We start from the raw sequence: 25756 nt of genomic DNA on the forward strand, positions 1-25756 counted from the left end.
AAAAAATTATCCGAAGCTTATCATTTGTAAGAATTCAGATTCGGATTTTATAGCAATATTCAAGCTTTCCGCCTTTTTTAACTTACTTGGCCCCATTTTATCACCCGCAACCAAAAAGCTTGTTTTCGACGATATTGAACTACTTACTTTACCTCCGTTATCTTCGATTAGCTTTTTAAGTTCTCCTCTTGAGACTATTTCGAACACCCCAGAAACCACAATACTCTGCCCTTTTAAAATATCGGTTTGTCCCTGAAGCTCTTCTGCCGAGATTTCTAACTGTACTCCAAAAGATTTTAACCTTTCAATGATATTTAGGTTTTCTTCAGAAGCAAAAAACGCCAGAACACTTTCTGCTATTTTTACACCAATCTCATCCACATTCACTAATTCATCTTGGGTGGCCTGAGCAATAGCATCAATACTTTTATAATGCTTAGCCAACTTTTTTGCTACCGTTTCCCCCACATAACGAATTCCCAACGCATACAGTACGCGTTCAAAAGGAATGCTTTTAGAAGCCTCTATACCCTTAACTAAGTTCTCTGCACTTTTTTCCGCCATACGCTCTAACGGAACAACCTGCTCTTTAGTTAATTCATATAAATCGGAATAATTACTAATAAGACCCGCTTTTACAAGTAAAGTCACTGTTTCACCCCCTAAACCTTCTATATCCATCGCTTTACGAGAAATATAATGCTGAATACGACCAATAATTTGAGGTTCACAACCATTATAATTAGGACAATAATGCTGCGCTTCTCCCTCTTGCCTCACCAACTCGGTTTGACATTCCGGACAACGCGTGATGTATTCTGTAGGAACAGAATCCAATGGACGCAGAGATAAGTCAACACCTAAAATTTTTGGAATTATCTCTCCTCCCTTTTCAACATACACTTCATCTCCTACTCGAATATCTAATTTTACAATCTGATCGGCATTGTGTAACGACGCACGTTTAACAGTAGTTCCTGCCAATTCCACAGGTTCTAAATTAGCAACAGGCGTTATAGCTCCGGTACGCCCCACTTGATAGGTGATACTATTTAATCGCGTAGACACCTGCTCTGCTTTAAACTTATAAGCCATTGCCCATCGTGGCGCTTTGGCTGTATAACCTAATTCTTCCTGTTGTTGCAGATTATTCACCTTTATAACCACTCCATCGGTTTCGTAAGGGAGATTATGGCGTTCTTCATTCCAATAATCAATAAATTCCAGAACTTCATCAATCGAATTGGTTAGTTTCGCTGCACTTGGCACTTTAAATCCCCATTGCCTGGCTTTATCTAAACTCTCAAATTGTGAATTAACTCCTAAATTGGTTCCCGTTAAATTATATAACAAACATTCTAACGGACGCTTAGCCACCTCTGCACTATCCTGAAGCTTTAAACTTCCTGAAGCCGTATTTCTTGGATTTCTATAAGGCTCCTCACCTATTTCAATACGCTCTTCATTCATTTTATTGAAACCGTCAAAAGGCAAAATAATTTCACCACGAATATCAAATTTCTCAGGAAAATCACCTTTTAATTCTAGTGGAACTGATTTTATGGTACGCACATTAGCTGTTACATTATCACCTTGAAAACCATCACCTCGAGTAACGGCTTTTACAAGCTTACCATTTTCATAAGTTAAACTTATTGAAGCACCATCGTATTTTAACTCGCAAGTATATTGAATGTCTCCATCGACCATTTTTTTAATACGCGTTTCCCAATCCTGCAAATCTTCTTTAGAATATGAATTATCTAGAGAATACATACGATACTCATGCGCAACCGTTTCAAAATTTTTAGTCACAGCACCACCAACACGCTGCGTTGGCGAATTAGCATCAAAAAACTCAGGGTGTTTTGCTTCTAGATCTTGCAATTCTTTCAACTTTAAATCGAAATCATAATCTGAAATTACCGGAGTATCTAAAACATAATAGTTATAATTATGCTGATTTAATTCGTCTCTAAGTTTTTTTATCTGTTGTTCTGTATTCATGGGTAATTCTCTAATTCTTTTCTCCTTTTATCATTCTATCTTTCTTGAAGATATCCTGTTTTAATTGAATATTCACAAAATGATTTGAGGTTAATAAATGAATCATTTCTCGTCCTAAGAATTCATTAATCTCAAAAAATAATGCGCCTTGCTTTTCTAAATTTGAACTTGCGTATTGTGCTATGGCTTTATAAAACAGTAACGGGTTTTCATCTTTCACAAACAAAGCCAAATGCGGTTCGTTGTTTAACACATTAGGCTTCATCAATTGTTTCTCCTGCTCACGCACGTATGGAGGGTTCGATACAATAACGCTAAAGCTCATGCTTTTAAATGCATCACTCCAGGTATCAGGATTTAAAATATTAGCTTCAATAAATTCGATAGAAACATTATTTAATTCAGCATTTTGCCTTGCCATTTTTAAAGCCTCAGGACTTACATCAAGAGCGTACACTTTAGCATTTGGGATATTTTTGGCTAGAGAAATAGCTATGCAGCCGCTGCCTGTGCCAATATCTAAAATATTTAAAGTTTCATGATTTAATTTTGGCTGATGCTTAATAATCCACTCTACCAACTCTTCAGTTTCAGGCCGCGGTATCAAGGTATACGGATTGACCTTAAACGGCAGACCGTAAAATTCGGTCTCTCCCAATATATATTGTATAGGCTGCTCTTCCTTCAATAACTCTAAAGCCTCTTTCAACTTCGAGCTATCATTAACTAATGTTTCCGGATCCATCGCCAGTTTAATTCTTGTCAGATTATAAAACGACTCTATCAACAAAAAAAAGAAACTATCGACTTCTTCTTTTCCGTAAATATCATCCAATTCCAGATGAAACTGCTGTTGTATATCCTTTAATTTCATAGTTTGCGTGTTCACAACATTAGCTCTAAATTCAACACTTAACAGGTTAAACCGATAAACATCAAGTGATTATTTAAACCTGCAACAATAGTCTTTTACTAACTTTAAAATGTTAATTTTGCGCAAGTGAAGATACTTAAATCTCAAAAAAAAGACCATGAAACGCCTTATAATCTTATCAACAATATTTACCACTTTTTTAAGTTGCTCAGTAAAAGAAAAACCAGAATTCTTAGGCGTTGAAAACATACATGTTACAGATTCGAACTCAAAACAAATTATTGTATCTGCCAATGCCTTATTTTTAAACCCGAATGTTATTGGCGGCTCTTTAGAAACCGATGAAATAAAAATCTTTGTTAACGATAACGAAATGGGAAAAGTATCTGCCGAACGTTTTGATGTGCCGGCCGAAAAAGAATTTGCTATTCCATTACGAGCTGAAATTCCAACCGATAGTATTTTTAGCGACAAAAGTTTAAGTGGTTTACTAGGAAGCTTATTCAGCAGAAAAATAAAAGTACAGTATAAAGGAGATATCACCTATAGAGTATTTGGATTTTCGTATACTTACACTTTAGACAAAACAGAAGACATAAAAATAAAATAGGCTGCTTTGAAAACGCACGAATTCTACATAAAGCGCTGTATAGAAATTGCTAAAAACGGGTTGGGCGCAACCAGACCGAACCCTATGGTTGGGAGTGTTATTGTGCATAACAATAAAATAATTGGAGAAGGATTTACAAGTAGCTATGGAGGCAATCATGCCGAGGTTAACGCTATTAATTCGGTAAAACACAAAAACCTTTTAAAAGAAGCCACCATATATGTAACATTGGAACCTTGTTCACATTATGGAAAAACTCCACCTTGCAGCGATTTGATTATCAAACACCAAATTCCCAACGTGGTGATTGGGTGCTTAGACGATAATATTTTAGTTGCCGGAAAAGGCATCGAAAAGCTAAAAAATGCCGGATGCCAGGTTACTGTAGGCGTTTTAGAAGATGAATGCAAAACGCACCACAAGCGATTCTTTACATTTCACAACAAAAAACGCCCATATATTATTTTAAAATGGGCTGAGACCGGCGATGGTTTTATAGCTCCAGAAACAAAAGACAAACAAAAACCGGTTTGGATTACAAACACTTTTTCCAGACAACTGGTTCATAAATGGCGCGCCGAAGAACAGGCTATTTTAGTTGGCACAAATACCGTTTTACAAGACAACCCGAGTTTAACGACAAGAAACTGGACCGGTAAACACCCTATCCGTGTAGTGTTAGATGCTAAAAACAAACTCTCTAAAGACCTTGCTGTTTTTAACAATGAAGCCAGAACCATTTCTATAACAAAAAGCGATATTTATTTTTCAGAACAAGTAGCACAACAAATTTGTGAGTTGTTGTATCAAGAAAATATCACCTCCATTATTATTGAAGGTGGCGAAAAAACACTTCAAACATTTATTGATGAAAATTTATGGGACGAAGCTCGAATTTTCACAGGAAATGCAACTTTTAAAAATGGTACCAAAGCACCAGAATTTTCAGGACGATTAATTTCTGAAAAACAAATTATTAACGACACATTAAAAGTTTATACCAATGATTAATACCCTGATTTTCGATTTCGGGAATGTATTCATTAACCTAGATATTGAAGGTAATTTAAACTATGCCTTCGAAAAGTTCAAAATCGATTCATTTTCAAAGGAAATGATAGCTTTCAACAGTTTTTATGAGCAAGGCTTAATTTCTACTGAAGAACTTCTTGGATTTTACAGCGATAATTTTCCACATCTGTCAAATGAAGAATTAATTAGCATTTGGAATTTTATGCTGAAAGATTTCCCAAAACACCGATTAGACTTTATTCAGGAATTAAAAAAAGAAGACAACTACAAACTCATATTATTAAGTAATACCAACGATTTACATATCGACTGGATTAAAGAACAAGTTCCGTTTTTTGAAGACTTCAAAGCCTGCTTTCATAAATTTTATTTATCTCATGAAATTCAACTGAGAAAACCCAATAAAGATATCTTCGAGTTTGTATTAGGTGAAAATCATCTTAATGCCAATGAATGCTTCTTTATTGATGATAATACAGATAACTGCAATACCGCAGAAACAATGGGAATTAAATCATGGAACATCAACCCAAAAACCGATGATGTAACCACTTTATTCGAAACAAAAGCCGATATACTATAATTGATTTGGACAACTCAGATTTATACAAAACCATAAAGGCGCCCGTAGAAGGCATATTATACAAAGACAAAAACAGTAAGTTTTTTGGTTATGCTTACCCTGTTTCTACAGAAGAAGACATTAAAGCGCATATAGAAAACTTAAAAAAAGAACACCATTCAGCAAGACACTGGTGCTACGCATACCAGATAGGAACAGAAAATATAAGTTACAGAGCCAATGACGATGGCGAACCTAGCAATTCGGCTGGCATGCCTATATATGGACAAATTCAATCTTTCGAAGTTACAAATACGCTAATAATAGTGGTTCGTTACTTTGGGGGTGTTAAATTAGGCGTTGGCGGATTAATTAGCGCCTACAAAACAACGGCACAATTAACGCTTGATGAAGCTAAAATTATTGAGAAGACCATTAACAAAGATTTTTTAATAACTTTTGATTACAAAAACATGAATACCGTGATGCGTGTTATCAAGGAAAAAAACTTAAATATTACGCATCAAAAATTGGAGTTAGATTGTCAAATTACCATCTCAGTAAGGAAGACGGAAGCCGAATCTGTTTTTAATGCCTTCGATCACCTTTTTGAAATAAAAATTAAGGAAATTTAGACTACTTCTTAATAGCATCTAAAATGTATTGAGGAGCCCGCATTGGTCGGTTAGTTTTCATATCTATAAACACCAAAGTTGTACTGGCCGTTGTTAAAATTTCACCCGCTTCGTTAGTTATTTCATATTCGAATTCAATTTTAGCCGTAGGCGTCTTAACTACTTGAGTTTTTACATTAATTACATCATCGTAACACGCTGATTTTTTATAATTTACAGTCATAGAAACAACAGGCAACATCACGCCATTTTCCTCCATAGATTTATAAGAAACCCCAAGTTTTCTAAGCCATTCAATGCGTCCCATCTCCAGATATAATGCGTAATTTCCGTGATAAACCACTCCCATTTGATCGGTTTCGCCATAACGTACTCTAATTTGTATTTCGTCGATTTTCATAAGGATTATTAAATATTTTTTTGTAGTTTCGGCAAAGGCTATTACATGAGTAATTTTTTGGAAAAATTCAATACCCTTTTGATTTTTTTTTTAAGATTTTTGTTCACATATTTGCCAAGCCAAAGAACAACAACGAGAAACTTTTTTCTCGATCACAAAACTACTAAAACCCACGAAATAAACAATGAGTAAAACTGCGCAAACGGTATGGAATAATTGTCTTGAATTCATAAAGGATAACATCCAGCCGCAAGCTTACAAAACTTGGTTTGAACCTATCATCGCAGTTAAACTCACTGACAATGCCCTAAGTATTCAAGTTCCAAGTAAATTTTTCTACGAATGGCTTGAAGAACATTATGTAAAGATTTTAAAAGTATCTTTAACAAAAGAGTTGGGAGAAAAAGCCAAATTGGTTTACATTATTAAAATGGAAAACACGTATGGCAACAAGCAACCGTTTACTGAGAAGATTCCGAGTTCAAACAGAAGTGCTGTAAAATCACAGGAAGTTGACATTCCATTAAAGAACAAAAATCCTGAATTACGAAATCCATTCGTTATTCCTGGGATTAGAAATGTTAAGATTGAATCGCAATTAAATCCTAATTACAGTTTTGAAAACTTTTTAGAAGGAGATTCTAACCGTTTAGCAAGAAGTGCCGGATTAGCGGTAGCAGCTAAACCTGGTGGAACTTCGTTTAACCCACTACTTATTTTTGGAGGTGTTGGATTAGGTAAAACCCACCTTGTACACGCTATTGGTGTTGATATTAAAGATAAGTACCCAGAAAAGACCGTTTTATATATTTCGGCTGAAAAGTTTACACAACAGTATATTGATTCGGTTAAGAAGAATAATAGAAATGATTTTATTCACTTCTATCAAATTATTGACGTGTTAATTATTGACGACGTGCAATTCCTTTCTGGTAAAACGGGAACACAGGATGTATTCTTCCATATCTTTAATCACTTACACCAAAATGGCAAGCAGGTTATCTTAACCAGTGATAAAGCACCGGTAGATATGCAAGATATCGAGCAACGTTTGTTATCTCGTTTTAAATGGGGGCTTTCGGCTGAATTACAGACTCCAGATTTTGAAACACGTGTTTCTATTGTAAAGAATAAGTTATATCGTGATGGCGTGGATATGCCTGAAGAAATAATTAATTACGTTGCAAAAAACATTAAATCTAACGTACGTGAGCTTGAAGGTGCTATCATCTCTTTAATAGCTCAATCTTCTTTTAACAAAAAAGAAGTAACCATAGATTTGGCTCGTATTGTAGTTGAAAAATTTGTTAAAAACACCAAACGTGAAGTTTCTATCGATTATATCCAAAAAGTTGTTTCAGATTACTTTCAGATGGATGTAAACACCTTGCAGTCTAAAACGAGAAAGCGTCACATTGTACAAGCAAGACAACTAGCCATGTTTTTCGCGAAGAAATTCACGAAGGCATCGTTAGCAAGTATTGGTTCTCAAATAGGAAAACGAGACCACGCAACTGTATTACACGCTTGTAAAACCGTAGATAATTTAACATCGACAGACAAACAATTTAAAAAGTATGTTGATGATATTACAAAAAAGCTGTCTGTTTAAAACCTTTTTTAAATGACTAAAATATTAATGGTTTGTTTAGGCAACATTTGCCGTTCACCATTAGCCGAGGGAATTTTAAAATCTAAATTACCTCAAAACACCTTTACAGTAGACTCCGCCGGAACGGCTAATTACCATTCCGGCAGTCAACCTGATCACCGCTCCATCTCTGTTGCTAGAAAATACGGATTAAATATTTCAAATTTAAAAGCACGACAATTTGTAGTTTCAGATTTCGACCAATTTGATTATATCTATGTGATGGACGAATCGAACTACCAAAATGTATTATCGTTAGCTCGTAATGAAGCCGATAAAACTAAGGTTGAATTCATTTTAAATGAAACATACCCCAACCAGAATTATCCGGTTCCGGACCCTTATTACGGAGGTGACGAAGGATTTGAAAACGTTTATAAAATGTTAGACGAAGCCTGCACTATAATCGCACAAAAACTTATTTAATGAATACCAAAGGCGTTTTATATTTAATTCCAACCACATTAGGCGATAACGATCCTATGGATGTTTTACCGGCTTTTGTGAAACGCGTTATTGAACAAACCGATACGTTTATTGTCGAAAATGATAAAACTGCAAGACGCTTCATTAAAAAAATAACGCCCGAAAAATCGCAGCCTGGTTTAAAGATGTTTCACTTAAACAAATTTACCGACCCTGCCGATTTGCCAACCTTTATAGAACCTTGTCTTAACGGAACCAATGTAGGTTTACTATCTGAAGCAGGGTGCCCTGGTGTCGCCGACCCAGGTGCAGATATTGTGAGTTTAGCACACAGAAACAATATTAAAGTAGTGCCCTTGGTAGGCCCTTCTTCTATATTAATGTCGGTTATGGCTTCGGGAATGAATGGGCAAAGTTTCACTTTTAATGGCTACCTCCCTATCGATAAAGGCGAACGTAAAAGTGAAATTAAACGCCTTGAACGTTTATCGTTCGAGTATAATCAGTCACAACTTTTTATAGAAACGCCTTACCGAAACAATAAAATGCTGGAAGATTTATGTAATGTTCTGGATAGAAACACACAAATTTGTGTCGCCTGTGATATTACTTTAGATACCGAATTTATAAAAACACAGTCTGCAGCCAGCTGGAAAAAAAATATCGTAGACCTTCATAAAAGACCTACGATATTCATAATTCATAAAAGCTAATTATAGTCTTAAATTGCTTTTGCTTTCTTATTCGGTTTTAATGAAGAGGTATCGTAACCCGAAAACTTTTTCATATAGTACTCCACATTTGTACCATAACTGTCTTCAAAGTTATCTAAACCGTAGCTTCTCAAATACTTCTTTACACTTCCAGGTCCGGCTAAATGTGCCGCTGCTAAAATACCTGACTCTGTAACCAACACACCATTAATTCGTTTTCCAACAAAGTTTTTGATGTCTCTACGAAGTACCCATTTGTTTCGCTCTGCATTTGCTATAAACGCTCGCTCCTGAAGCTCTGGATTCTTTAAAAACTTCTTAGGGTTTTTAATTCCTAATAATCTTAATGTACCTTTTCCAAATTGATATTTACCTAAATACCCTAAAGTATTCACAGTAAAATAATCGCCGCCAGACTCTTTAAAACCAACGGCTTCTTTAAATCCTACAAAAGATTTCCCCAAAAAAGGAGAAAACGTTTTGTTCACATCATTCGACGCCAAAACATTATCTTTAATGTTTTCGTCTGGACTTACAGTATAATTTAACTCTAAGCCTTCTGTTGAGTATTTACCTAAATTTACCGTTTCATCTGTTGTAAACGATACCGACAATAGAATACATATTGTAACGCTTAGGGCAATAAAAGTTGCAATACTTTTTCTCATAAACTTAAATTTCTTCAGCTCAGTATTTCTACTTTAGCGAGCTTGAAAATTTCAGCGTGCAAAATTATAAATTTTTTTAATTATTTCAAAATTAATCGATTATCTACTTTTTTTAGATGTAGAATAGATGAAATACACACCTGTTTTTGTTAATTTCAAGTGTAGGAAAAGGTATTTTTATTGTGTTAAAAACTTCAAAAACAGACCTTAACAGTCGTGAGTTTGTTTTTATCTTACTTAGGTCTACATCAAGACTAAAATAGAATTGACGGTACCTATCATAGCTTGGTAAATCCATGTTATTTTCATCAGAAATACCCGAAAGCATCCCATCGGCGCCATATCCAAAGGCTACATTTAACCATTTTGGAATATGTTTTCCTCTAAAAAAAGAACTTAAATTAAGACTTAGCCAATATGTTTGTCCGTTATAATCTTTTAAAACACGCTCAAAAAACCCCGTTCCCAGTTTATCTGAACGTTGAGGAGCATACATTGTTTCATGATAAGAAAACTTTAACAGTATACGTTGCTCATTCCAAAGCAGTTGCTGACCAACATACAACCCGGTTCCGGATGCATTAGCGATAATATCTCCCCACGAGAAGCCCCATTCTTCCGAAAAGCCATCAAGCACCTCAACCGCTGTTAAAAAACCAAAACCTAAAGTAGAACCATAAATTAGCTGATTTTTTTCACTTACCCCACTCCAGTTTAAAAGGTCGGCACCAAACTTTCCCATTTGGTAAGAGGTAAACACATGCCCCATTTTATCCATTTGGAGCCATTCCTTATTATCATTAATGGTATGAAAATTAGAACGCTCGTAATCGGCATACCATAATTGATTTAAACCAATTAATGTAATACCTGCTAAAGATGCTTCGCTAATAATTACGGCATTTCTTCTTGACTTGTGAAGTGTATCGCTTGGGGTTAAAAACCGTTCTGTCTCAGATTGCGCAAAAGAAAAAAGGCTAACAAATAAAAAAAGTATTATATATGTTAGCCTTTTGTGTATCATCTAATATTTATATGTTATTTATTGATGCCTTGAGATGATAAATAACGTTGGTATTCTCTGGCGTTGGCATTGTGCTGTGATAAATTTTTTGCAAACTTATGGAATCCTAATTTTTGAGCATTAGCCGCAAAATATAAATAATTATGCTTCTCATAGTTTAGCACAGCATCGATGGCCGAAATATCCGGCATTGCAATTAGTCCAGGAGGCAAACCTGCATTTTTATAGGTATTATAGGGCGAATCAATCTCCTTGTGAACATTAAGCACACGTTTAATCACCGTATTTTTATATTCTGGTAATTGATAGGCAGCAAATTTTAAGGTAGGATCAGCTTGCAAAGGCATTCCTATTCTTAATCTATTCATATAAACACCTGCAATTCTGGGTTGCTCGCTAGCTTGCTTCGATTCTTCGTAAACAATAGATGCTAAGGTCATGACTTCGTCTTGCGATAAACCAATAGTTTTAGCTTTGGCTTTTCGAGAATCGTTCCAAAAACGATTATACTCCGTAAGCATGCGTTCTCTAAATAACTCTGAAGACGTATTCCAGAAAAACTCATAACTATTAGGAATATACATGCCTAAAGCCGTTTTCTCGTTAAACTTATTCTTAGTTAAAAAGGAAGCCTCTGTCATAGCTTCTATTAACGATATACTATCGGCTTCAATTTGAGTACTTATTCGACCTGCTAACTTTTCTAAACTTTCCTGATTATTAAAAGACAAGGTGATTGGTAAATTTTTGCTTCGAATGGAATTAATAATATCATTATTATTCATTCCTTTTTTAATAGCAAAACGTCCCGCTCTTAAATTAGTCATGTACTTTTTCTGTTTTGCTAAAACATCAAAAGATTCTATATCTTTTAATAAAGGCTCCAATTGCTCTCTAATCTCCTGATAGTTTGCATTGGTCCTTACGTAAATATAAGCAGTATCATTATTAAATGCCGTATTGGGTTTTAACATGGCATTATAAACGAAATAAGCAAAGTATGCAGCGCCAACTAAACCAAGTAAAGCAATGGCAACAAGTATTTTCTTTATATACATTTAATTATTTATAAGCTGAAATAAATATTCGTTTTTAAAAGATCCGTTAAAACGAATCCAGTCTTTTTTAAGTCCGACTTCCTGAAATCCCTGTTTGGTAAAAAGTTTAATACTGGCATGATTATCTTCCGAAATATTACAGTATAACTGATGTAAATCTAAATGAATAAAACTATAATCTACGAGTAACTTTAAAGCTTCACTCCCTACCCCTTTTAATCGGTTAATTGGTTCTTTAACCAAAATTCCAATACCGGCGCGTTTATTTTTAAAATCGAAATCAAACAAATCAATCAACCCTAAAGTCTCGTGATTGTAATTACAGATTACAAGTCGCAATTGTTTAACCTCAAAAATATCTTTATGAGCCTGCTCTAAATACTGTTTGATTAAATACTTTGAATACGGCGTTTGTGTACAACTGATTTCCCAGATAGACTCATCGTTTTCAATCGCATGAATAAACTCTAAATCTTCAGGTTCCAGAGCACGTAAATAAATATGTTCGCCTTTTAAGGTAATCATATGGTCCCTTTAAAAACATAGGTTGCTGGCCCAATAAGCCAAACGTTTTTATAGACACCATTATCTATATCGAAACTTACCTGAAGCTTACCACCTTCAACATTTAAGTTAATTAAAGTTTTATCGGTTTCTTTTAACCTATTCATAGCTATAGCTACAGCTGTTACACCTGTACCACAAGATAAAGTCTCATCTTCTACACCACGCTCGTAAGTTCTTACTCTAAACGTATCATCGTTAACCTTACTTACAAAGTTAACATTGGTTCCTTCTTGATTATAAGGCGCTCCATAACGAATTTGAGCTCCTTTAGTTTTAATATCGAAGTCTTCTATTTTTTCTTCAAACTGAACATGGTGAGGCGACCCTGTGTTTAAAAATACATGGTTTTCAAACTCCTGAACCGAATCAACATCTAACATTTGAAGTTTAACAATACCGTTATTGATTTCGGCATGGTGCAAACCATCGATCGCTTCAAAAACCGCATGTTCTTTTATAACACCCAAGTCTTTAGCAAAAGCCACTAAACAACGCCCGCCGTTCCCACACATAGTACTTTCGTTTCCATCGGCATTGTAATACACCATTCTAAAATCCAAATCGGGATGGTTCTCTAATAAAATTAATCCGTCTGCTCCTATGCCAAAACGTCGGTCACATAAAAAAGCAACACGTTTGGTATCGTTTTTGTCGAACGTTTGCTGACGATTGTCAATCATGACAAAATCGTTTCCTGTTCCTTGATATTTATAAAAAGTCTGTTCCATAATAGAGCGCAAATATAGGAATAATTAACCGTTTTTTCACGTGTTAAACCGGAGTTAAAATTGACGTTAAAAATCGTTAAAACAAGAAAAGTAACTCAATAAATAATTAATTTTAATCGTTCTTAAACAAGATTTTAATCGCTAAAATCTTTGTCCTCACAAGGTCAATCTCTCAAAAAAGACCTGACGAACATTTTAGCAATTATTAAATATATTAACTAAAATAGATGATAATTATGAAGAAGATTTTCTCATTAGTACTAGTTTCTGCATTAGGGGGCGCATTAACTCTTGGTGCTTACAAACTTTTTTTAGAGCCTGAAAACAAAATTGAAATCACAGCAGACTCTAATCCATCATTTTTACCTACCAGTAATATTAGTAATGTATTCAACAGTGCTGCCGAAGCGCCCGATTTAACTATCGCGGCAGAAAATGCAGTTAATGCCGTTGTACACGTAAAAAACGTAACGATTAGCACCGGACAAATGACCTTTCAGGATTTGCTTTTAGGAAGAAGTCCCCAACGTGCGCAGATGGGTACCGGGTCAGGGGTTATTATCAACTCAGATGGATACATCATTACAAATAATCATGTTATTAATAATTCAGATAAGCTTACAATTACCTTAAATAACAATAAAACTTACGATGCTGAGATTGTGGGCACCGACCCTAAAACGGATATCGCATTATTAAAAATAGATGCTGACGAAGATTTACCTTATGTCACCTTTGCAGATTCCGATCAAGCACGAATTGGTGAATGGGTGCTGGCTGTTGGTAATCCGTTTAATTTAACCTCAACAGTTACCGCCGGGATTATTAGTGCTAAAGCAAGAGATTTATCGGGTAATTCAACACAGTCATTCATTCAAACCGATGCTGCTGTAAACCCAGGAAATTCCGGAGGCGCCTTAGTGAACACAAACGGAGAGTTAATTGGTATTAATACAGCAATTTCTTCACAAACCGGGTCGTACATTGGGTATTCGTTTGCCGTACCAAGTAATATCGCCAGACGTGTTATTGAAGATATTATGGAATATGGCTATGTGCAAAATGGTATTTTAGGGATTACAGGTGGTGCTTTAAATAGTGCCGCTGCCGATGAATTAGGTGTTAATGATACCGAAGGTATTTATGTGGCTAGTGTGGTTGAAGATTCAGGGGCAGACCTTGCCGGTATTCTGGAAGGCGATATTATTAAAGAGATTGACCGTATTAAAGTTTCTAAATTCTCTGATTTAACTGGACATATTGGAGCTAAACGTGTCGATGATATCGTAGAGCTTAAAATATCTAGAGATGGAGACCTTAAAACTCTTAAAGTTAAGTTAACCCGAAACGAAACATTAAATCTGCCTCTTGTAGGTATGGTTAAAAATGCCAAAAAAGAAGATTTAAAATCGTTAAATGCATCAAATGGTGTTAAAATTATCGAGTTGAATAAAGAATATGAATCTTACTGGAAGAAAAATGGTGTTGACGAAGGTGCCATCATTACTTCTATTAACGATGTAAAAATTAATTCGGTTGACGATGCACAACAAGCGATTAAAAACAAATCGACTTATGAGCCACTTCGAATTGAACTCATCAATTCTAAAGGTGAAAAAGAACGTTACAACTTCAGATAAAAACACTTAAATAATAATTGTCATTTAGCCTCTTAAAAACCCAATTTTTAAGAGGTTATTTTTTTGTTAAAATAGCTTACGAAAACGTTTGAAATATGATATTTTTGCCAAATATTTATAAAACTAAACTATCTCAAAAGAATGTCTTTTAACAAAAACTATGAAAAGGAATTAGCCTTTCAAGCAGACCGTAGAAGAGCCACTGTAGAATTTATTAAAATTGTAAGTGACTTATGGTACGACAAGTCCATAGAACTTGTTCTTTTTCGCAATCAACTAATCGACAGAAATGTTAGTCAAATTTTAAATCTGCATGAATACGCAGGTAAATTTGTTCAAAAGCCTATTTCTATTTTCGACTCTGTTGAAATTGCTCAAGCGATTAAATCATTAGACATTGCCCCTTCTAAATTGGACATAGGAAAACTAACCTATGAATATCATTTAGAAGACACGAAATACAATAATGCCAGTAGTTTTATTGCAGATAAACTAAAGGATGCCAAAAAAAATGGAGCCTTACTTCCTAAAGATGTTGTTCTTTATGGTTTTGGTAGAATTGGTCGTTTGGTGGCTCGTGAAATTATGGCTCGAACAGGAAAAGGTAGTCAATTAAGATTACGAGCTATTGTAACCCGTGGCGCTATTGACGCTCAGGTTTTAGAAAAACGCGCAGCGCTTTTACGTAACGATTCGGTACACGGCGAATTTTCCGGAACGGTATCGGTCGATATCGCTAACAAGGCTTTAAACATTAACGGAACAACCGTAAATATTATTTCAGCAAATAATCCGGAAGAAATTGATTATACTAAATACGGTATCAACAATGCTTTAGTAATAGACAATACTGGTGCTTTTAGAGATCAGGAGGCTTTAAGCAGACACTTAAAATCTCGAGGTGTTGCCAAAGTATTATTAACCGCTCCAGGAAAAGGCGTTCCTAATATTGTGCACGGAGTAAACCATTTAGAGTATGATCCGAGTAATGTAAATATATTCTCGGCGGCATCATGTACAACCAATGCCATTACACCTGTATTAAAAGCCATTGAAGACACTTACGGTATTAAACACGGTCATCTTGAAACGATTCACGCATATACTAACGATCAGAATTTAGTAGACAATTACCACAACAAATACCGTCGCGGACGTGCTGCCGGATTAAACATGGTTATTACCGAAACTGGTGCCGGAAGTGCCGTTGCAAAAGCTTTACCTAAATTAGAAGGTAAATTAACCTCGAATGCGATTCGTGTTCCCGTGCCAAACGGATCCTTAGCTATTTTAAATCTTGAACTAAAGAATAAAACTTCGGTAGAACAAATGAATGCTACCTTAAAGAAATATGCTTTAGAAGGTGATTTAGTTGAACAAATAAAGTACGAACTAAGCGACGAGTTAGTTTCTAGTGATATTGTTGGATGTTCGGCACCATCAATTTTTGATAGTAAAGCTACCATTGTTCGCTCTGATGGTAAGAATGCTGTTCTATATGTATGGTACGATAATGAATATGGATACAGCCAACAAGTTATTAGGTTAGCAAAATATATTGCAAAAGTAAGACGTTACACTTACTATTAATAAGTTAAGATTAGTGAAATAAATACGCTATTTTCGCTTAAAACATCTAAATTATATTTATTAACGTATATAACGAAAAGCCTCACCACGTGAGGCTTTTTCACAATTTTATCTTTTACAGTAAACAATATTTTATAATTTAGTAACCCAATATTCAAAAATTTTCCTAAAATGAACAAAATCAAGTATTTAGCTGTTTTTAGCTTTTTATTTACTGCGACAGTATTTGCGCAAACAGAGAATGATGAAGAGAAGTTATCTTTAAACAGCGGTACCATTGATAACCAATTTGAATATGTTATTCAACGTTCCAACAATTACCAAGATTATAAAGTAATTAAAAAAGTATGGCTTTATGCCTTAAAAGCGCATACTATGGATTCGTTAAATGCTGTTCATAAAAACCTTAACGACACCAAGGCTGTTGTTAATACACAGGCTAAAGAAATCGACAATTTAAAAGCCAGTCTTACCGAAACGCAAGACACTTTGGATGCTACAAATTTAGAAAAAGACAGCATGTCTTTATTCGGAATACAAATGAGTAAAGGAAGCTACAATTTTTTAATGTGGTCAATCATTGGCGGATTACTTGCCTTACTATTGTTATTCATTTACAAATTTAAAAACAGTAATGTCATTACTACTGAAGCCAGAAAAGCCCTGTCTGAAATTGAAGAAGAGTTTGAAGAGCACAGAAAAATTGCGCTTGAGCGTGAACAAAAAGTAAGGCGTCAACTTCAAGACGAAATTAATAAGCATAAAAAGATTTAATGCTTTATTTATAATTGAAAAAAAGCCGGAGTTTCCACTCCGGCTTTTTGTTTTTCCAACCTCAATACAAAAAGACATAGTAAATATATTTTTAATTCAATTATCTTTGCACTTCTTAAAAAAAGATCATGCGCATAGATATTATAACTGTTTTACCTGAATTATTAAGAAGTCCGTTTGAAGCCTCTATTCTAAAACGTGCTATCGAAGCTAATTTAGTTGAAGTCCACTTTCATAATTTACGCGATTATGCGACCGATAATTATAAAAGTATAGACGATTATCAGTTTGGTGGTGGTGCAGGAATGGTGATGATGATTGAGCCAATAGACAAATGCATTTCTGGATTAAAAGCAGAACGTGATTACGACGAGGTGATTTATATGACGCCTGATGGTGAAACCTTAAAACAAGGCATAGCAAATCAATTATCGTTGAAAGAAAACATTATTATTCTTTGCGGACATTATAAAGGCGTGGACCAACGCGTCCGCGATCATTTTATAACTCGGGAAATCTCTATTGGCGATTACGTTTTATCTGGTGGCGAACTGGGAGCAGCCGTATTATGCGACGCAGTTATCCGATTAATTCCGGGTGTTTTAGGAAATGAGACCTCTGCCCTAACCGATTCGTTTCAGGATAACATGTTAGCGCCTCCTATTTACACTAAGCCGAGAGAATATAAAGGATGGAAAGTACCGGAATTGTTATTTAGTGGTAATTTCCCTGAGATTGAAAAATGGCGTGAAGATCAGGCTTACCAAAGAACAAAAGAACGACGTCCGGATTTACTGGACGAATAAGCTATTTTGTGTTAAGGATAGTAGCGGCACCCTTTTTCAAAACAAAAGATATAGTGAATAACCTGACCAGGAAGGGAACACTATAAAATTTACAGTTAAAGATTGTAGGTTATTAATTATTAATTATCTTTGCACCCTGTTTCGGGTTAACCTCTGGCGAAAATCGTGTATGTTATTCTGAATTAACTATTTAAAAAAATAAAGATATGGAATCTTTAGTAAAATTTGTACAAGACGAATTTGTAGCAAAAAAAGACTTTCCAGAGTTTGGAGCTGGAGACACAATTACTGTGTATTACGAAATTAAAGAGGGTAACAAAACACGTACTCAGTTCTTTAGAGGTGTTGTTATTCAAAGAAGAGGTTCAGGTTCATCTGAAACTTTCACAATTAGAAAAATGTCTGGAACTATTGGTGTAGAGCGTATCTTCCCTATCAACTTACCAGCATTACAAAAAATTGAAGTTAATAAACGTGGTAAAGTTCGTAGAGCTAGAATTTTCTACTTTAGAGGACTTACTGGTAAAAAAGCAAGAATTAAAGAGAGCAGACACTAGTCTAAACCTCTTTAAAAAGCATAAAAAAGCCTTGATTATCATCAAGGCTTTTTTTATTAACAAATGTTAATAACTTCGGTTTATAACAAGTTGATAATTAAATGGTTAAAAAAAATTGCAAATCTTCATTTTTTGATGTATATTAGCATAAGTTAATAATAAATCAGCAGGTTGCTTTGCGAAACACCTGTTGAACATTATAAACTAAATAAGATAACGTTCACATTTTTAATTGTTTTTTGAGGTTTTAAACGTATCATGTGTAAGCATGTATTTAAAAACCATGATATTATAAAAGACTGTTTAGCAATAAACAGACACTAGATAATTGAAAGTCTAAACAGAACCACGGTTTTATCACAACCATGAGGCTGAACAAAGACAATGCTTTATTAAACTAATCGTTAACAGCGGATAGAAACAAATAAATGCATCAAGAAAAACAATTTTCTGAAGCATTTTGTAATAGGTCAATACATTTTGAAAATTACATGAAATGTTTCATTTAAAATAGCAACACTTAAATTGTAAAGGTTTAATGAAAATTTGAACTGATTTAGTGAAATCTAATTGATTAAGTTCTGCTATTTTAAGAAAGCCATGTCAGAGTAGATTAAGTTCTGCAGTGATATGGCTTTTGTTTTTTTAACTCCGAGCCCATTTTCTTTAAAAAATTCGTAGTGCTACTCCCCTTTTTTAGCGTTCTCTAAAAACTTACCAACTAAAGGCTTTTTGTTTAAACGATTAAGCATTTATAATCATCTATTTTTGTATATTCGCAACTCGAAAAAAAATCCTTTCTTTTTTCATATTCATTAAACTAAGTAAAAAAATAAAAAAAATCACTAAAGTAATGTCTAACATAATTTATACAAAAACTGATGAAGCTCCAGCTTTAGCTACGCATTCATTTTTACCTATTGTTAAAGCTTTCGTTAAATCTTCAGGAATTAATATAGAAACTAAAGATATTTCTTTAGCTGCTAGAATCTTAGCTGTATTTCCTGATTTTTTAAATGAAGATCAAAAAGTTTCAGATGACTTAGCACTACTAGGTGAATTAGCAAAGAAGCCAGAAGCCAATATTATTAAATTACCTAATATTAGTGCTTCTATTCCACAGTTAAAAGCCGCTATAAAAGAATTACAGTCTCAAGGGTTTTCTATTCCTAACTACCCTGATGAGCCTGCAAACGATGCTGAAAAAGATATTAAATCGCGTTACGATAAAGTTAAAGGTAGTGCGGTAAACCCTGTGTTACGCGAAGGTAACTCAGACAGACGTGCACCTAAAGCCGTTAAAAATTACGCAAAAAACAATCCGCACTCTATGGGTGCCTGGACAAAAGATTCTAAAACGCACGTAGCAACTATGGAGGCTGGTGATTTTGCACACAACGAAAAATCATTAACCTTAGCGGAAGCCACTACTATCAAAATTGTTCATACAGATGATAACGGAACTGAAACCGTTTTAAAAGATAGTTTTGCTATTCAAAAAGGAGAAATTATTGATGCTACGGTAATGAATAAAAAAGCCTTAATCAGCTTTTTTGAAAAACAAGTAGCCGATGCAAAAGCCAACGGTGTATTGTTCTCATTACACATGAAAGCCACTATGATGAAAGTAAGTGACCCAATTATTTTTGGTCACGCTGTAAAAATCTTCTTTAAGGATGTATTTGCTAAACACGGTGAAACTTTAGAGCAAATTGGTGTTGACGTAAATAGTGGTTTCGGAAACTTAGTTGAGAAATTACAAGAATTACCAGAAGCAAAACGCAACGAAATTCAAGCCGATATCGATGCTGTATTTGCTAACGGACCTGCTTTAGCAATGGTTAACAGTGATAAAGGTATAACGAATTTACACGTACCAAGTGATGTAATTATTGATGCTTCTATGCCTGCTATGATTCGTACTTCTGGACAAATGTGGAATGCTGAAGGTAAATTACAAGATACTAAAGCTGTTATTCCAGATAGTAGCTATGCTGGTGTGTACGCTGCGACTATCGATTTTTGTAAAGAAAATGGAGCATTCGATCCAACAACAATGGGAACTGTTCCTAATGTTGGATTAATGGCTCAAAAAGCAGAAGAATACGGATCGCACGATAAGACATTCGAAATGGCATCTAACGGAAAAGTTACGGCTATTGATGCTCACGGAAATACCTTATTAGAACACACTGTTGAAGAAGGAGATATCTGGAGAATGTGTCAAACTAAAGATGCACCTATTCAAGACTGGGTTAAATTAGCAGTTACGCGTGCCAGAGCTTCAGAAACGCCTGCTGTATTCTGGTTAGATGAAAACAGAGCTCATGATGCCGAGTTAATTAAAAAAGTAAACACATACTTAAAAGATCACGATACAACAGGATTAGATTTAAGAATCTTATCGCCTGTTGATGCAACCATCTTTACTTGTCAAAGACTTAAAGAAGGTTTAGATACTATTTCTGTTTCAGGAAACGTATTACGTGATTATTTAACCGATTTATTCCCTATTTTAGAAGTAGGTACCAGTGCGAAAATGTTGTCTATCGTTCCTTTAATGAATGGTGGTGGTTTATTTGAAACTGGTGCTGGTGGATCTGCTCCTAAACACGTACAACAGTTATTAGAAGAAAATCACCTACGTTGGGATTCTTTAGGAGAATTCTTAGCGCTTGCTGTTTCTTTAGAGCACTTTAGCGAAGTGAACAGTAATGAGAAAGCTAAAGTTTTAGGTGAAACTTTAGATGACGCTACAAGTTCTTTATTAGAAAACAAAAAAGGACCTTCTAGAAGTGCTGGTGAATTAGATAACAGAGGTAGCCACTTCTACTTAGCGATGTACTGGGCTCAGGAATTAGCTAAACAAAATAAGGATGCCGATTTAAAAGCTGAATTCGAGCCAATTGCAAAACAATTAGCAGAAAACGAAGAAGCTATCATTAAAGAGCTAACCGATATTCAAGGAAAACCGGTAAGCATTGGTGGATATTATGAGCCAAGCGAAGATTTAACAAATCAAGTAATGCGTCCAAGTGCTACACTTAACAGTATTTTAGCTTAAAAAAATAACTTTATATCACAAAGAGCTCCTAGAAATAGGAGCTTTTTTTTTGCCCAATTTTATTCAAACCAAACAATATTAGTTCTTTGTTTAAGTTATAAAAATACATCTTGTAAGAATTTTACAAAAATTTTAACAAATTCTTAAGTTTTAGATTATATATTTAACATCAAACCTATTTCATCTATCAATTAACTATGAAAATAAAAAAAATTGTGCTTTGGACAGCAATAGCTTTAACCCCCATTTTAATATTCTCCTTCTATAATAGTGACGACAGTGAGAGCGCATCATTAACTACAAAAGTGGTAAGGGGCACTTTTAATGATGAAGTCATTATATCGGGAGAAGCACAATCTACCAGCTCGAAACAAATTAATGGCCCCAGCAACGCAAGGCGCTTCGGACTTTATAATATTAAAATTCAAGATTTGGTTCCAGAAGGTACCGTTGTAAAAAAAGGCGACTACATTGGGAAATTAGATGTTTCTGAACTTAACGGGAAAATTCTGGATGCTGAAATAAATTTAGACAATGCGCAATCAGCGTATACACAACAGCAACTTGATACAACACTTACTTTAAAGCAAGAGCGCAATGCTATTAAAGATTTACTTTTCGAAATTGAAGAAACAAAACTGGAGTTAAATCAATCAAAATATGAAGCTCCAGCTGTTATCAGACAGCTAGAAATAAAACTTGAAAAATCGGAGCGAAATTTAAAAAGTAAAAAGGAAGATTATTCTATAAAGAAACAACAATCTAATGCCAAGATGATTATTGCCAGCAATAACGTATCTAAAAACAAAAAGCGCATTGATGAATTGTTAGAACTTCAAAAACAATTTACAATTTATTCTGATGAAGATGGCATGGTTACCTATATTAAAGAGTGGAATGGCTCAAAAAAGCAAGTCGGCTCAACCATTTCTCCTTGGGAACCAGCTATTGCCAGCCTTCCAGATTTAACCAAAATGGAATCTAAAACCTATAGTAACGAAGTCGACGTTCGTAAAATAAAACAAGGACTTACCGTGAAGGTAGGCTTTGATGCCTTTCCTGATATAGAATTAGAAGGAATTGTTACCGAGGTTGCTAATGTGGGTGAAACCAAATCTGGGTCAGACATTAAACTTTTTCAAGTCTTAATAAAGCTTAACGGAACAAACGAAAACATCAGACCTGGAATGACCACCTCAAATCGAATTCTTACAAAACAGAAAGAAGACGTTTTAATGATTCCTTTGGAAGCCATTTTTTCAAAAGATTCCATTAGCTATTCTTATGTTAAATCCGGTTTATCTATCGAGAAGCAAGAAGTAGAGCTAGGGAGTTCCAATAACGAGGTAGTTATAATCAAAAACGGACTTAAAGAAAATGATGTGGTTTACCTAAACAAACCTGAAGACCTTGAAGAGAAAAGTATTAAACTATTAAAGTAAGATGATAGATAAAATACTTTTTGAAAAACTTAAGTCCAATTTTACTGAAGCCTTCTGGTTCATTAAAACCAATAAAGTCAGAACCTTTTTAACAGCTCTTGGTATTATTTTCGGTGTAGCTTCAGTAATTACGATGCTTGCGATTGGTAATGGTGCTGAAAAGGAAATTTTATCGCAACTGGAATTGGTTGGTGTAAATAATATTGTGGTGACTCCTATTCCAGATGAAAAAGATGAAAATTCAAACGAAGAAGGAAACGATGGAAACAATAAAAGTAATGAAACCAAACGCTATTCTAAAGGCTTAGACATCCTAGATGCCGAAAGTATAAAAAACAACATTCCAAGTGTTAAACTGGTAAGCCCTGAAATTATTATGGACACCTATGTAATCAATAACGGTCGACAAAATCCGGTAAAGCTTATTGGTGTCTCCTCCTCTTTTTTCGAATCTTCAAATATTCACATAGAAAAAGGTAAAGATTTTTCAAAACACCAACTTTTAAATGCCTTACCGGTATGCATCATTGGAAAAAAAGTCGAGAAAAAATTATTTACTGGAGAAAGTGCCTTAGGCAGACAGATTAAAGTGAAAGATGTCTGGCTTCAAGTTATAGGCGTTATAGAAGAAAAACTTATTTCAGATCAGGCACAGGAAAATTTAGGTATTCGAGATTTAAATCAGGATATCTACATTCCTATAAAAACCTTTTTAATACGTTATAAAGACCGTAAAATTATCAGTAGCACAGGTCCTTCCATTTCTGGAGGTGGCGGAAATATAATTATTGTTGGTGGACAACAAAATGGTCCTAAAAAGCGTATTCCCCGTGGCAATTATCACCAAATTGATAAACTCACGGTTCAGGTTTCAAATTCTAACGAATTAAAAGCCACTGCCGAAGTATTGAGTAAAATGCTAAAGCGAAGACATAATGATGTCCTGGATTTTGAAATTACCATCCCTATTCAACTACTTAAGCAACAACAAAAAACCAAGCAAATTTTTAATATTGTATTAAGTATTATCGCCGGAATATCACTCCTTATCGGAGGCATTGGTATTATGAATATCATGCTGGCATCGGTGCTAGAGCGTACTAAAGAAATTGGTATTATTCGTGCCATAGGGGCTACGGAAGAAGATGTTATTCTTCAGTTTTTATCAGAATCGGTACTTATTAGTGTTGGTGGTGGTGTTGCAGGTATTTTGTTAGGAATTATTGGCGCCTACACCATTGAGATATTCTCAGGAATAGAAACCGTGCTCTCGTTAACCTCTGTGCTCGTTTCCTTCTTTATTGCTGTTTTAGTTGGATTATTTTTTGGAATATTCCCTGCTAAATCGGCAGCCAGAAAACGACCAATTGAAGCCTTACGAACAGAATAATATTTTGTTATCGCAATCAAAATTCATCAATCAAAACAACTAAATACATGAAAAAATTATTCACACTAATTTTCTTTTCATTTTTATCTGTAAATGTATTTTCTCAGTCAAAAACTATATCTCTAACAGAGGCTATAGATATTGCTCAAAAAAAATCTCCGGATTATAAAACAACCCTAAACCGAAATCAGGGGAGCTATTGGCGTTTTAGAAATTATAAAGCACGCTTTTTGCCTCAACTTAGATTAAACGCCACCATTCCTGAATATAATAACGCCATTAGAAGAATAACAAACGATGAAGGTCAGGACGTTTTTGTAAATCAGGATCAACTTATTGTTCAAGGTGGTTTATCACTGAATCAAAATATCCCCTACACTGGAGGTACACTGTCTTTGAACTCCAATTTAGAGCGCGTAGAACTGTTTGGTCTAAACGATAATATTGGTTATTCGGTTATACCTTTTTCTATAAGTTATTATCAGAATTCTTTGTTTTTTAATCAGTTTAAATGGGACAAAAAAATTGAACCTCTGATTTACGAAGAATCTAAACGTGATTTTATTGAAAAAATGGAACAAATTTCAATAACCACCTGTCAGCATTATTTTAGTTTACTAAAGGCACAAATGCAACTGGAAATAGCCGAAAAAAATCTATCCAATCAAGATACCTTATATCAGATTTCATTAGGACGTTATAAAATGGGGAAAATTGCCGAGAACGAATTACTTCAAATGGAACTTACGCTATTAAATTCTAAAAATAACGTGACAACTAATAAAGTAGAACTAAAAAGAACCTCTCAAAATCTTGCGCGTTATTTAGAAATGGATAATGAAAACTTAAAATTAGATATACCGGAAAAGCTTCCCTTATTTGATGTCGAGGTTACAACTGCACTGCGAGAGGCACAATCTAACAGAAAAGCTGTTATCGAATTTAGAAGACAACGTTTAGAAGCAGAAAGAGAAGTAGCGCGTGCCAAAGGGACTAACTCTGTTGACATGAGACTGAATGCAAATTTCGGTATCTCCAATAACGCTAACGATTTTAATGCTTTATTTAACAATTTTAATAAACAGCAAAATGTATCACTATCGGTTTCTGTGCCAATTTTCGATTGGGGTGTATCTAAATCAAGGCGTAAAATGGCTGAAGCCGATTTAGATTTGGTAAATAATAATGTAGAACAGGAAACACAAGCCTTCGAACAAGAGATCTATCTTCATGTTTTAAACTGGAGTAACCAAAGAGATTTTTTGTTCACCGCAGAAAAAGCCAAAGAAGTTGCTACCAAACGTTACGACATTTCAAATAAAAGGTATGTTTTAGGTAAAATAACTATTACCGACTTAAATATCGCTCTACAGGAAAAAGATAAAGCTGTCCTGCAATATTTAAATTCACTTGAAAAATTTTGGAGAGATTACTACGTTCTTAGACAATTAACCTTATACGATTTTATCAATAATGAAAAAATAACTGTTGAAGATGTAATTTATGATTAAAACCACCAATTAATTTCTATTTTTGGT

General features: G+C 34.6%; 24 protein-coding genes. 16 read left to right on the forward strand and 8 right to left on the reverse strand.

The window, feature by feature from the left end; genetic code table 11:
* Positions 1-6: 6 nt before the first annotated feature.
* On the reverse strand, positions 7-2007 hold the full coding sequence (ligA, locus tag ICJ85_RS03710; protein WP_188222418.1) for an NAD-dependent DNA ligase LigA: 2001 nt from the start codon (positions 2005-2007) through the stop codon (positions 7-9).
* Positions 2008-2017: 10 nt separating this feature from the next.
* A complete protein-coding gene (prmC, locus tag ICJ85_RS03715; RefSeq protein ID WP_188222419.1) occupies positions 2018-2881 on the reverse strand; it encodes a peptide chain release factor N(5)-glutamine methyltransferase in 864 nt (287 codons plus the stop codon).
* 157 nt (positions 2882-3038) lie between these two features.
* Here prmC and ICJ85_RS03720 point away from each other — a divergent pair, with 157 nt between their 5' ends.
* Genes ICJ85_RS03720 through ICJ85_RS03735 form a run of 4 tightly spaced genes read left to right on the forward strand, consistent with a single transcriptional unit; the run spans position 3039 to position 5720 of the window.
* The gene (locus ICJ85_RS03720) at positions 3039-3491 is read left to right on the forward strand and encodes a hypothetical protein (RefSeq protein WP_188222420.1); all 453 of its coding nucleotides are present in this window, start codon (positions 3039-3041) and stop codon (positions 3489-3491) included.
* 6 nt (positions 3492-3497) lie between these two features.
* On the forward strand, positions 3498-4502 hold the full coding sequence (ribD, locus tag ICJ85_RS03725; RefSeq protein WP_188222421.1) for a bifunctional diaminohydroxyphosphoribosylaminopyrimidine deaminase/5-amino-6-(5-phosphoribosylamino)uracil reductase RibD: 1005 nt from the start codon (positions 3498-3500) through the stop codon (positions 4500-4502).
* Positions 4495-5106: an HAD family hydrolase gene (locus ICJ85_RS03730; protein WP_188222422.1), complete on the forward strand. Its 612-nt coding sequence runs from the start codon at positions 4495-4497 to the stop codon at positions 5104-5106. Before ribD ends, ICJ85_RS03730 begins: the two co-directional genes overlap by 8 nt.
* A 5-nt stretch (positions 5107-5111) precedes the next feature.
* On the forward strand, positions 5112-5720 hold the full coding sequence (locus ICJ85_RS03735; RefSeq protein WP_188222423.1) for an IMPACT family protein: 609 nt from the start codon (positions 5112-5114) through the stop codon (positions 5718-5720).
* A gap of 1 nt (position 5721) precedes the next feature.
* Here the strand turns inward: ICJ85_RS03735 and ICJ85_RS03740 are convergent, their stop codons facing one another.
* Complete coding sequence (locus ICJ85_RS03740) at positions 5722-6120, reverse strand: acyl-CoA thioesterase (RefSeq protein WP_188222424.1); 399 nt, start codon at positions 6118-6120, stop codon at positions 5722-5724.
* A gap of 184 nt (positions 6121-6304) precedes the next feature.
* Here ICJ85_RS03740 and dnaA point away from each other — a divergent pair, with 184 nt between their 5' ends.
* From dnaA to ICJ85_RS03755, 3 genes are read left to right on the forward strand one after another with little or no spacing between them, the layout of a single operon-like run.
* Positions 6305-7732: a chromosomal replication initiator protein DnaA gene (gene dnaA / locus ICJ85_RS03745; protein ID WP_188222425.1), complete on the forward strand. Its 1428-nt coding sequence runs from the start codon at positions 6305-6307 to the stop codon at positions 7730-7732.
* 12 nt (positions 7733-7744) lie between these two features.
* Positions 7745-8197, forward strand: coding sequence for a low molecular weight protein-tyrosine-phosphatase (locus ICJ85_RS03750; RefSeq protein ID WP_188222426.1), 453 nt, complete (start codon positions 7745-7747; stop codon positions 8195-8197).
* Positions 8197-8910 carry an SAM-dependent methyltransferase gene (locus ICJ85_RS03755; protein WP_188222427.1) on the forward strand — a complete coding sequence of 238 codons (714 nt, stop codon included), beginning with the start codon at positions 8197-8199 and terminating at the stop codon, positions 8908-8910. The genes ICJ85_RS03750 and ICJ85_RS03755 overlap by 1 nt, the downstream gene beginning before the upstream one ends.
* Before the next feature lie 8 nt (positions 8911-8918).
* On the opposite strand, the gene ICJ85_RS03760 is transcribed toward ICJ85_RS03755, so the two are convergent.
* The 5 genes from ICJ85_RS03760 to dapF all read right to left on the reverse strand — a co-directional run bounded on the left by ICJ85_RS03760 (position 8919) and on the right by dapF (position 12955).
* Positions 8919-9578, reverse strand: coding sequence for a peptidoglycan-binding protein LysM (locus ICJ85_RS03760; protein ID WP_188222428.1), 660 nt, complete (start codon positions 9576-9578; stop codon positions 8919-8921).
* Positions 9579-9690: 112 nt separating this feature from the next.
* On the reverse strand, positions 9691-10602 hold the full coding sequence (locus ICJ85_RS03765; protein WP_188222429.1) for a DUF2279 domain-containing protein: 912 nt from the start codon (positions 10600-10602) through the stop codon (positions 9691-9693).
* 14 nt (positions 10603-10616) lie between these two features.
* Entirely contained in the window at positions 10617-11660 is a 1044-nt protein-coding gene (gene mltG / locus ICJ85_RS03770; protein ID WP_188222430.1) for an endolytic transglycosylase MltG, read from the reverse strand.
* The gene (locus ICJ85_RS03775; protein WP_188222431.1) at positions 11661-12185 is read right to left on the reverse strand and encodes a GNAT family N-acetyltransferase; all 525 of its coding nucleotides are present in this window, start codon (positions 12183-12185) and stop codon (positions 11661-11663) included.
* A complete protein-coding gene (gene dapF, locus ICJ85_RS03780; protein WP_188222432.1) occupies positions 12182-12955 on the reverse strand; it encodes a diaminopimelate epimerase in 774 nt (257 codons plus the stop codon). Before dapF ends, ICJ85_RS03775 begins: the two co-directional genes overlap by 4 nt.
* Before the next feature lie 236 nt (positions 12956-13191).
* On the opposite strand from dapF, the gene ICJ85_RS03785 reads away from it, so the two are divergent.
* The 9 genes from ICJ85_RS03785 (at position 13192) to ICJ85_RS03825 (ending at position 25729) form a co-directional block, all read left to right on the forward strand.
* Positions 13192-14595: a trypsin-like peptidase domain-containing protein gene (locus ICJ85_RS03785; protein WP_188222433.1), complete on the forward strand. Its 1404-nt coding sequence runs from the start codon at positions 13192-13194 to the stop codon at positions 14593-14595.
* Positions 14596-14736: 141 nt separating this feature from the next.
* Positions 14737-16185 carry a glyceraldehyde-3-phosphate dehydrogenase gene (locus tag ICJ85_RS03790; RefSeq protein ID WP_188222434.1) on the forward strand — a complete coding sequence of 483 codons (1449 nt, stop codon included), beginning with the start codon at positions 14737-14739 and terminating at the stop codon, positions 16183-16185.
* Between the two features lie 171 nt (positions 16186-16356).
* Positions 16357-16959 carry a tRNA (guanine-N1)-methyltransferase gene (locus ICJ85_RS03795; protein ID WP_188222435.1) on the forward strand — a complete coding sequence of 201 codons (603 nt, stop codon included), beginning with the start codon at positions 16357-16359 and terminating at the stop codon, positions 16957-16959.
* Positions 16960-17087: 128 nt separating this feature from the next.
* The gene (trmD, locus tag ICJ85_RS03800; RefSeq protein ID WP_188222436.1) at positions 17088-17765 is read left to right on the forward strand and encodes a tRNA (guanosine(37)-N1)-methyltransferase TrmD; all 678 of its coding nucleotides are present in this window, start codon (positions 17088-17090) and stop codon (positions 17763-17765) included.
* 206 nt (positions 17766-17971) lie between these two features.
* Positions 17972-18322: a 50S ribosomal protein L19 gene (rplS, locus tag ICJ85_RS03805; protein ID WP_188222437.1), complete on the forward strand. Its 351-nt coding sequence runs from the start codon at positions 17972-17974 to the stop codon at positions 18320-18322.
* A gap of 853 nt (positions 18323-19175) precedes the next feature.
* Complete coding sequence (locus ICJ85_RS03810; RefSeq protein WP_188222438.1) at positions 19176-21386, forward strand: NADP-dependent isocitrate dehydrogenase; 2211 nt, start codon at positions 19176-19178, stop codon at positions 21384-21386.
* 197 nt (positions 21387-21583) lie between these two features.
* Complete coding sequence (locus ICJ85_RS03815; protein WP_188222439.1) at positions 21584-22828, forward strand: efflux RND transporter periplasmic adaptor subunit; 1245 nt, start codon at positions 21584-21586, stop codon at positions 22826-22828.
* A 1-nt stretch (position 22829) separates the two neighbouring features.
* Positions 22830-24218, forward strand: a complete 1389-nt coding sequence (locus ICJ85_RS03820; RefSeq protein ID WP_188222440.1) for an ABC transporter permease — start codon at positions 22830-22832, stop codon at positions 24216-24218.
* Positions 24219-24265: 47 nt separating this feature from the next.
* Positions 24266-25729 carry a TolC family protein gene (locus ICJ85_RS03825; protein ID WP_188222441.1) on the forward strand — a complete coding sequence of 488 codons (1464 nt, stop codon included), beginning with the start codon at positions 24266-24268 and terminating at the stop codon, positions 25727-25729.
* Positions 25730-25756: the final 27 nt, after the last annotated feature.

This window comes from Aestuariibaculum marinum, assembly GCF_014596975.1.
In the GTDB taxonomy this organism is placed as follows: domain Bacteria; phylum Bacteroidota; class Bacteroidia; order Flavobacteriales; family Flavobacteriaceae; genus Aestuariibaculum; species Aestuariibaculum marinum.

Excerpts from the sequence above, each read along its gene's own strand:
- ligA (WP_188222418.1), bottom strand. The coding sequence starts at position 2,007 with ATGAATACAGAACAACAGATAAAAAAACTTAGAGACGAATTAAATCAG.
- prmC (WP_188222419.1), bottom strand. The coding sequence starts at position 2,881 with ATGAAATTAAAGGATATACAACAGCAGTTTCATCTGGAATTGGATGAT.
- ICJ85_RS03720 (WP_188222420.1), top strand. The coding sequence starts at position 3,039 with ATGAAACGCCTTATAATCTTATCAACAATATTTACCACTTTTTTAAGT.
- ICJ85_RS03730 (WP_188222422.1), top strand. The coding sequence starts at position 4,495 with ATGATTAATACCCTGATTTTCGATTTCGGGAATGTATTCATTAACCTA.
- ICJ85_RS03740 (WP_188222424.1), bottom strand. The coding sequence starts at position 6,120 with ATGAAAATCGACGAAATACAAATTAGAGTACGTTATGGCGAAACCGAT.
- dnaA (WP_188222425.1), top strand. The coding sequence starts at position 6,305 with ATGAGTAAAACTGCGCAAACGGTATGGAATAATTGTCTTGAATTCATA.
- ICJ85_RS03750 (WP_188222426.1), top strand. The coding sequence starts at position 7,745 with ATGACTAAAATATTAATGGTTTGTTTAGGCAACATTTGCCGTTCACCA.
- ICJ85_RS03755 (WP_188222427.1), top strand. The coding sequence starts at position 8,197 with ATGAATACCAAAGGCGTTTTATATTTAATTCCAACCACATTAGGCGAT.
- ICJ85_RS03760 (WP_188222428.1), bottom strand. The coding sequence starts at position 9,578 with ATGAGAAAAAGTATTGCAACTTTTATTGCCCTAAGCGTTACAATATGT.
- ICJ85_RS03765 (WP_188222429.1), bottom strand. The coding sequence starts at position 10,602 with ATGATACACAAAAGGCTAACATATATAATACTTTTTTTATTTGTTAGC.
- mltG (WP_188222430.1), bottom strand. The coding sequence starts at position 11,660 with ATGTATATAAAGAAAATACTTGTTGCCATTGCTTTACTTGGTTTAGTT.
- ICJ85_RS03775 (WP_188222431.1), bottom strand. The coding sequence starts at position 12,185 with ATGATTACCTTAAAAGGCGAACATATTTATTTACGTGCTCTGGAACCT.
- dapF (WP_188222432.1), bottom strand. The coding sequence starts at position 12,955 with ATGGAACAGACTTTTTATAAATATCAAGGAACAGGAAACGATTTTGTC.
- ICJ85_RS03785 (WP_188222433.1), top strand. The coding sequence starts at position 13,192 with ATGAAGAAGATTTTCTCATTAGTACTAGTTTCTGCATTAGGGGGCGCA.
- ICJ85_RS03790 (WP_188222434.1), top strand. The coding sequence starts at position 14,737 with ATGTCTTTTAACAAAAACTATGAAAAGGAATTAGCCTTTCAAGCAGAC.
- ICJ85_RS03795 (WP_188222435.1), top strand. The coding sequence starts at position 16,357 with ATGAACAAAATCAAGTATTTAGCTGTTTTTAGCTTTTTATTTACTGCG.
- trmD (WP_188222436.1), top strand. The coding sequence starts at position 17,088 with ATGCGCATAGATATTATAACTGTTTTACCTGAATTATTAAGAAGTCCG.
- rplS (WP_188222437.1), top strand. The coding sequence starts at position 17,972 with ATGGAATCTTTAGTAAAATTTGTACAAGACGAATTTGTAGCAAAAAAA.
- ICJ85_RS03810 (WP_188222438.1), top strand. The coding sequence starts at position 19,176 with ATGTCTAACATAATTTATACAAAAACTGATGAAGCTCCAGCTTTAGCT.
- ICJ85_RS03815 (WP_188222439.1), top strand. The coding sequence starts at position 21,584 with ATGAAAATAAAAAAAATTGTGCTTTGGACAGCAATAGCTTTAACCCCC.
- ICJ85_RS03820 (WP_188222440.1), top strand. The coding sequence starts at position 22,830 with ATGATAGATAAAATACTTTTTGAAAAACTTAAGTCCAATTTTACTGAA.
- ICJ85_RS03825 (WP_188222441.1), top strand. The coding sequence starts at position 24,266 with ATGAAAAAATTATTCACACTAATTTTCTTTTCATTTTTATCTGTAAAT.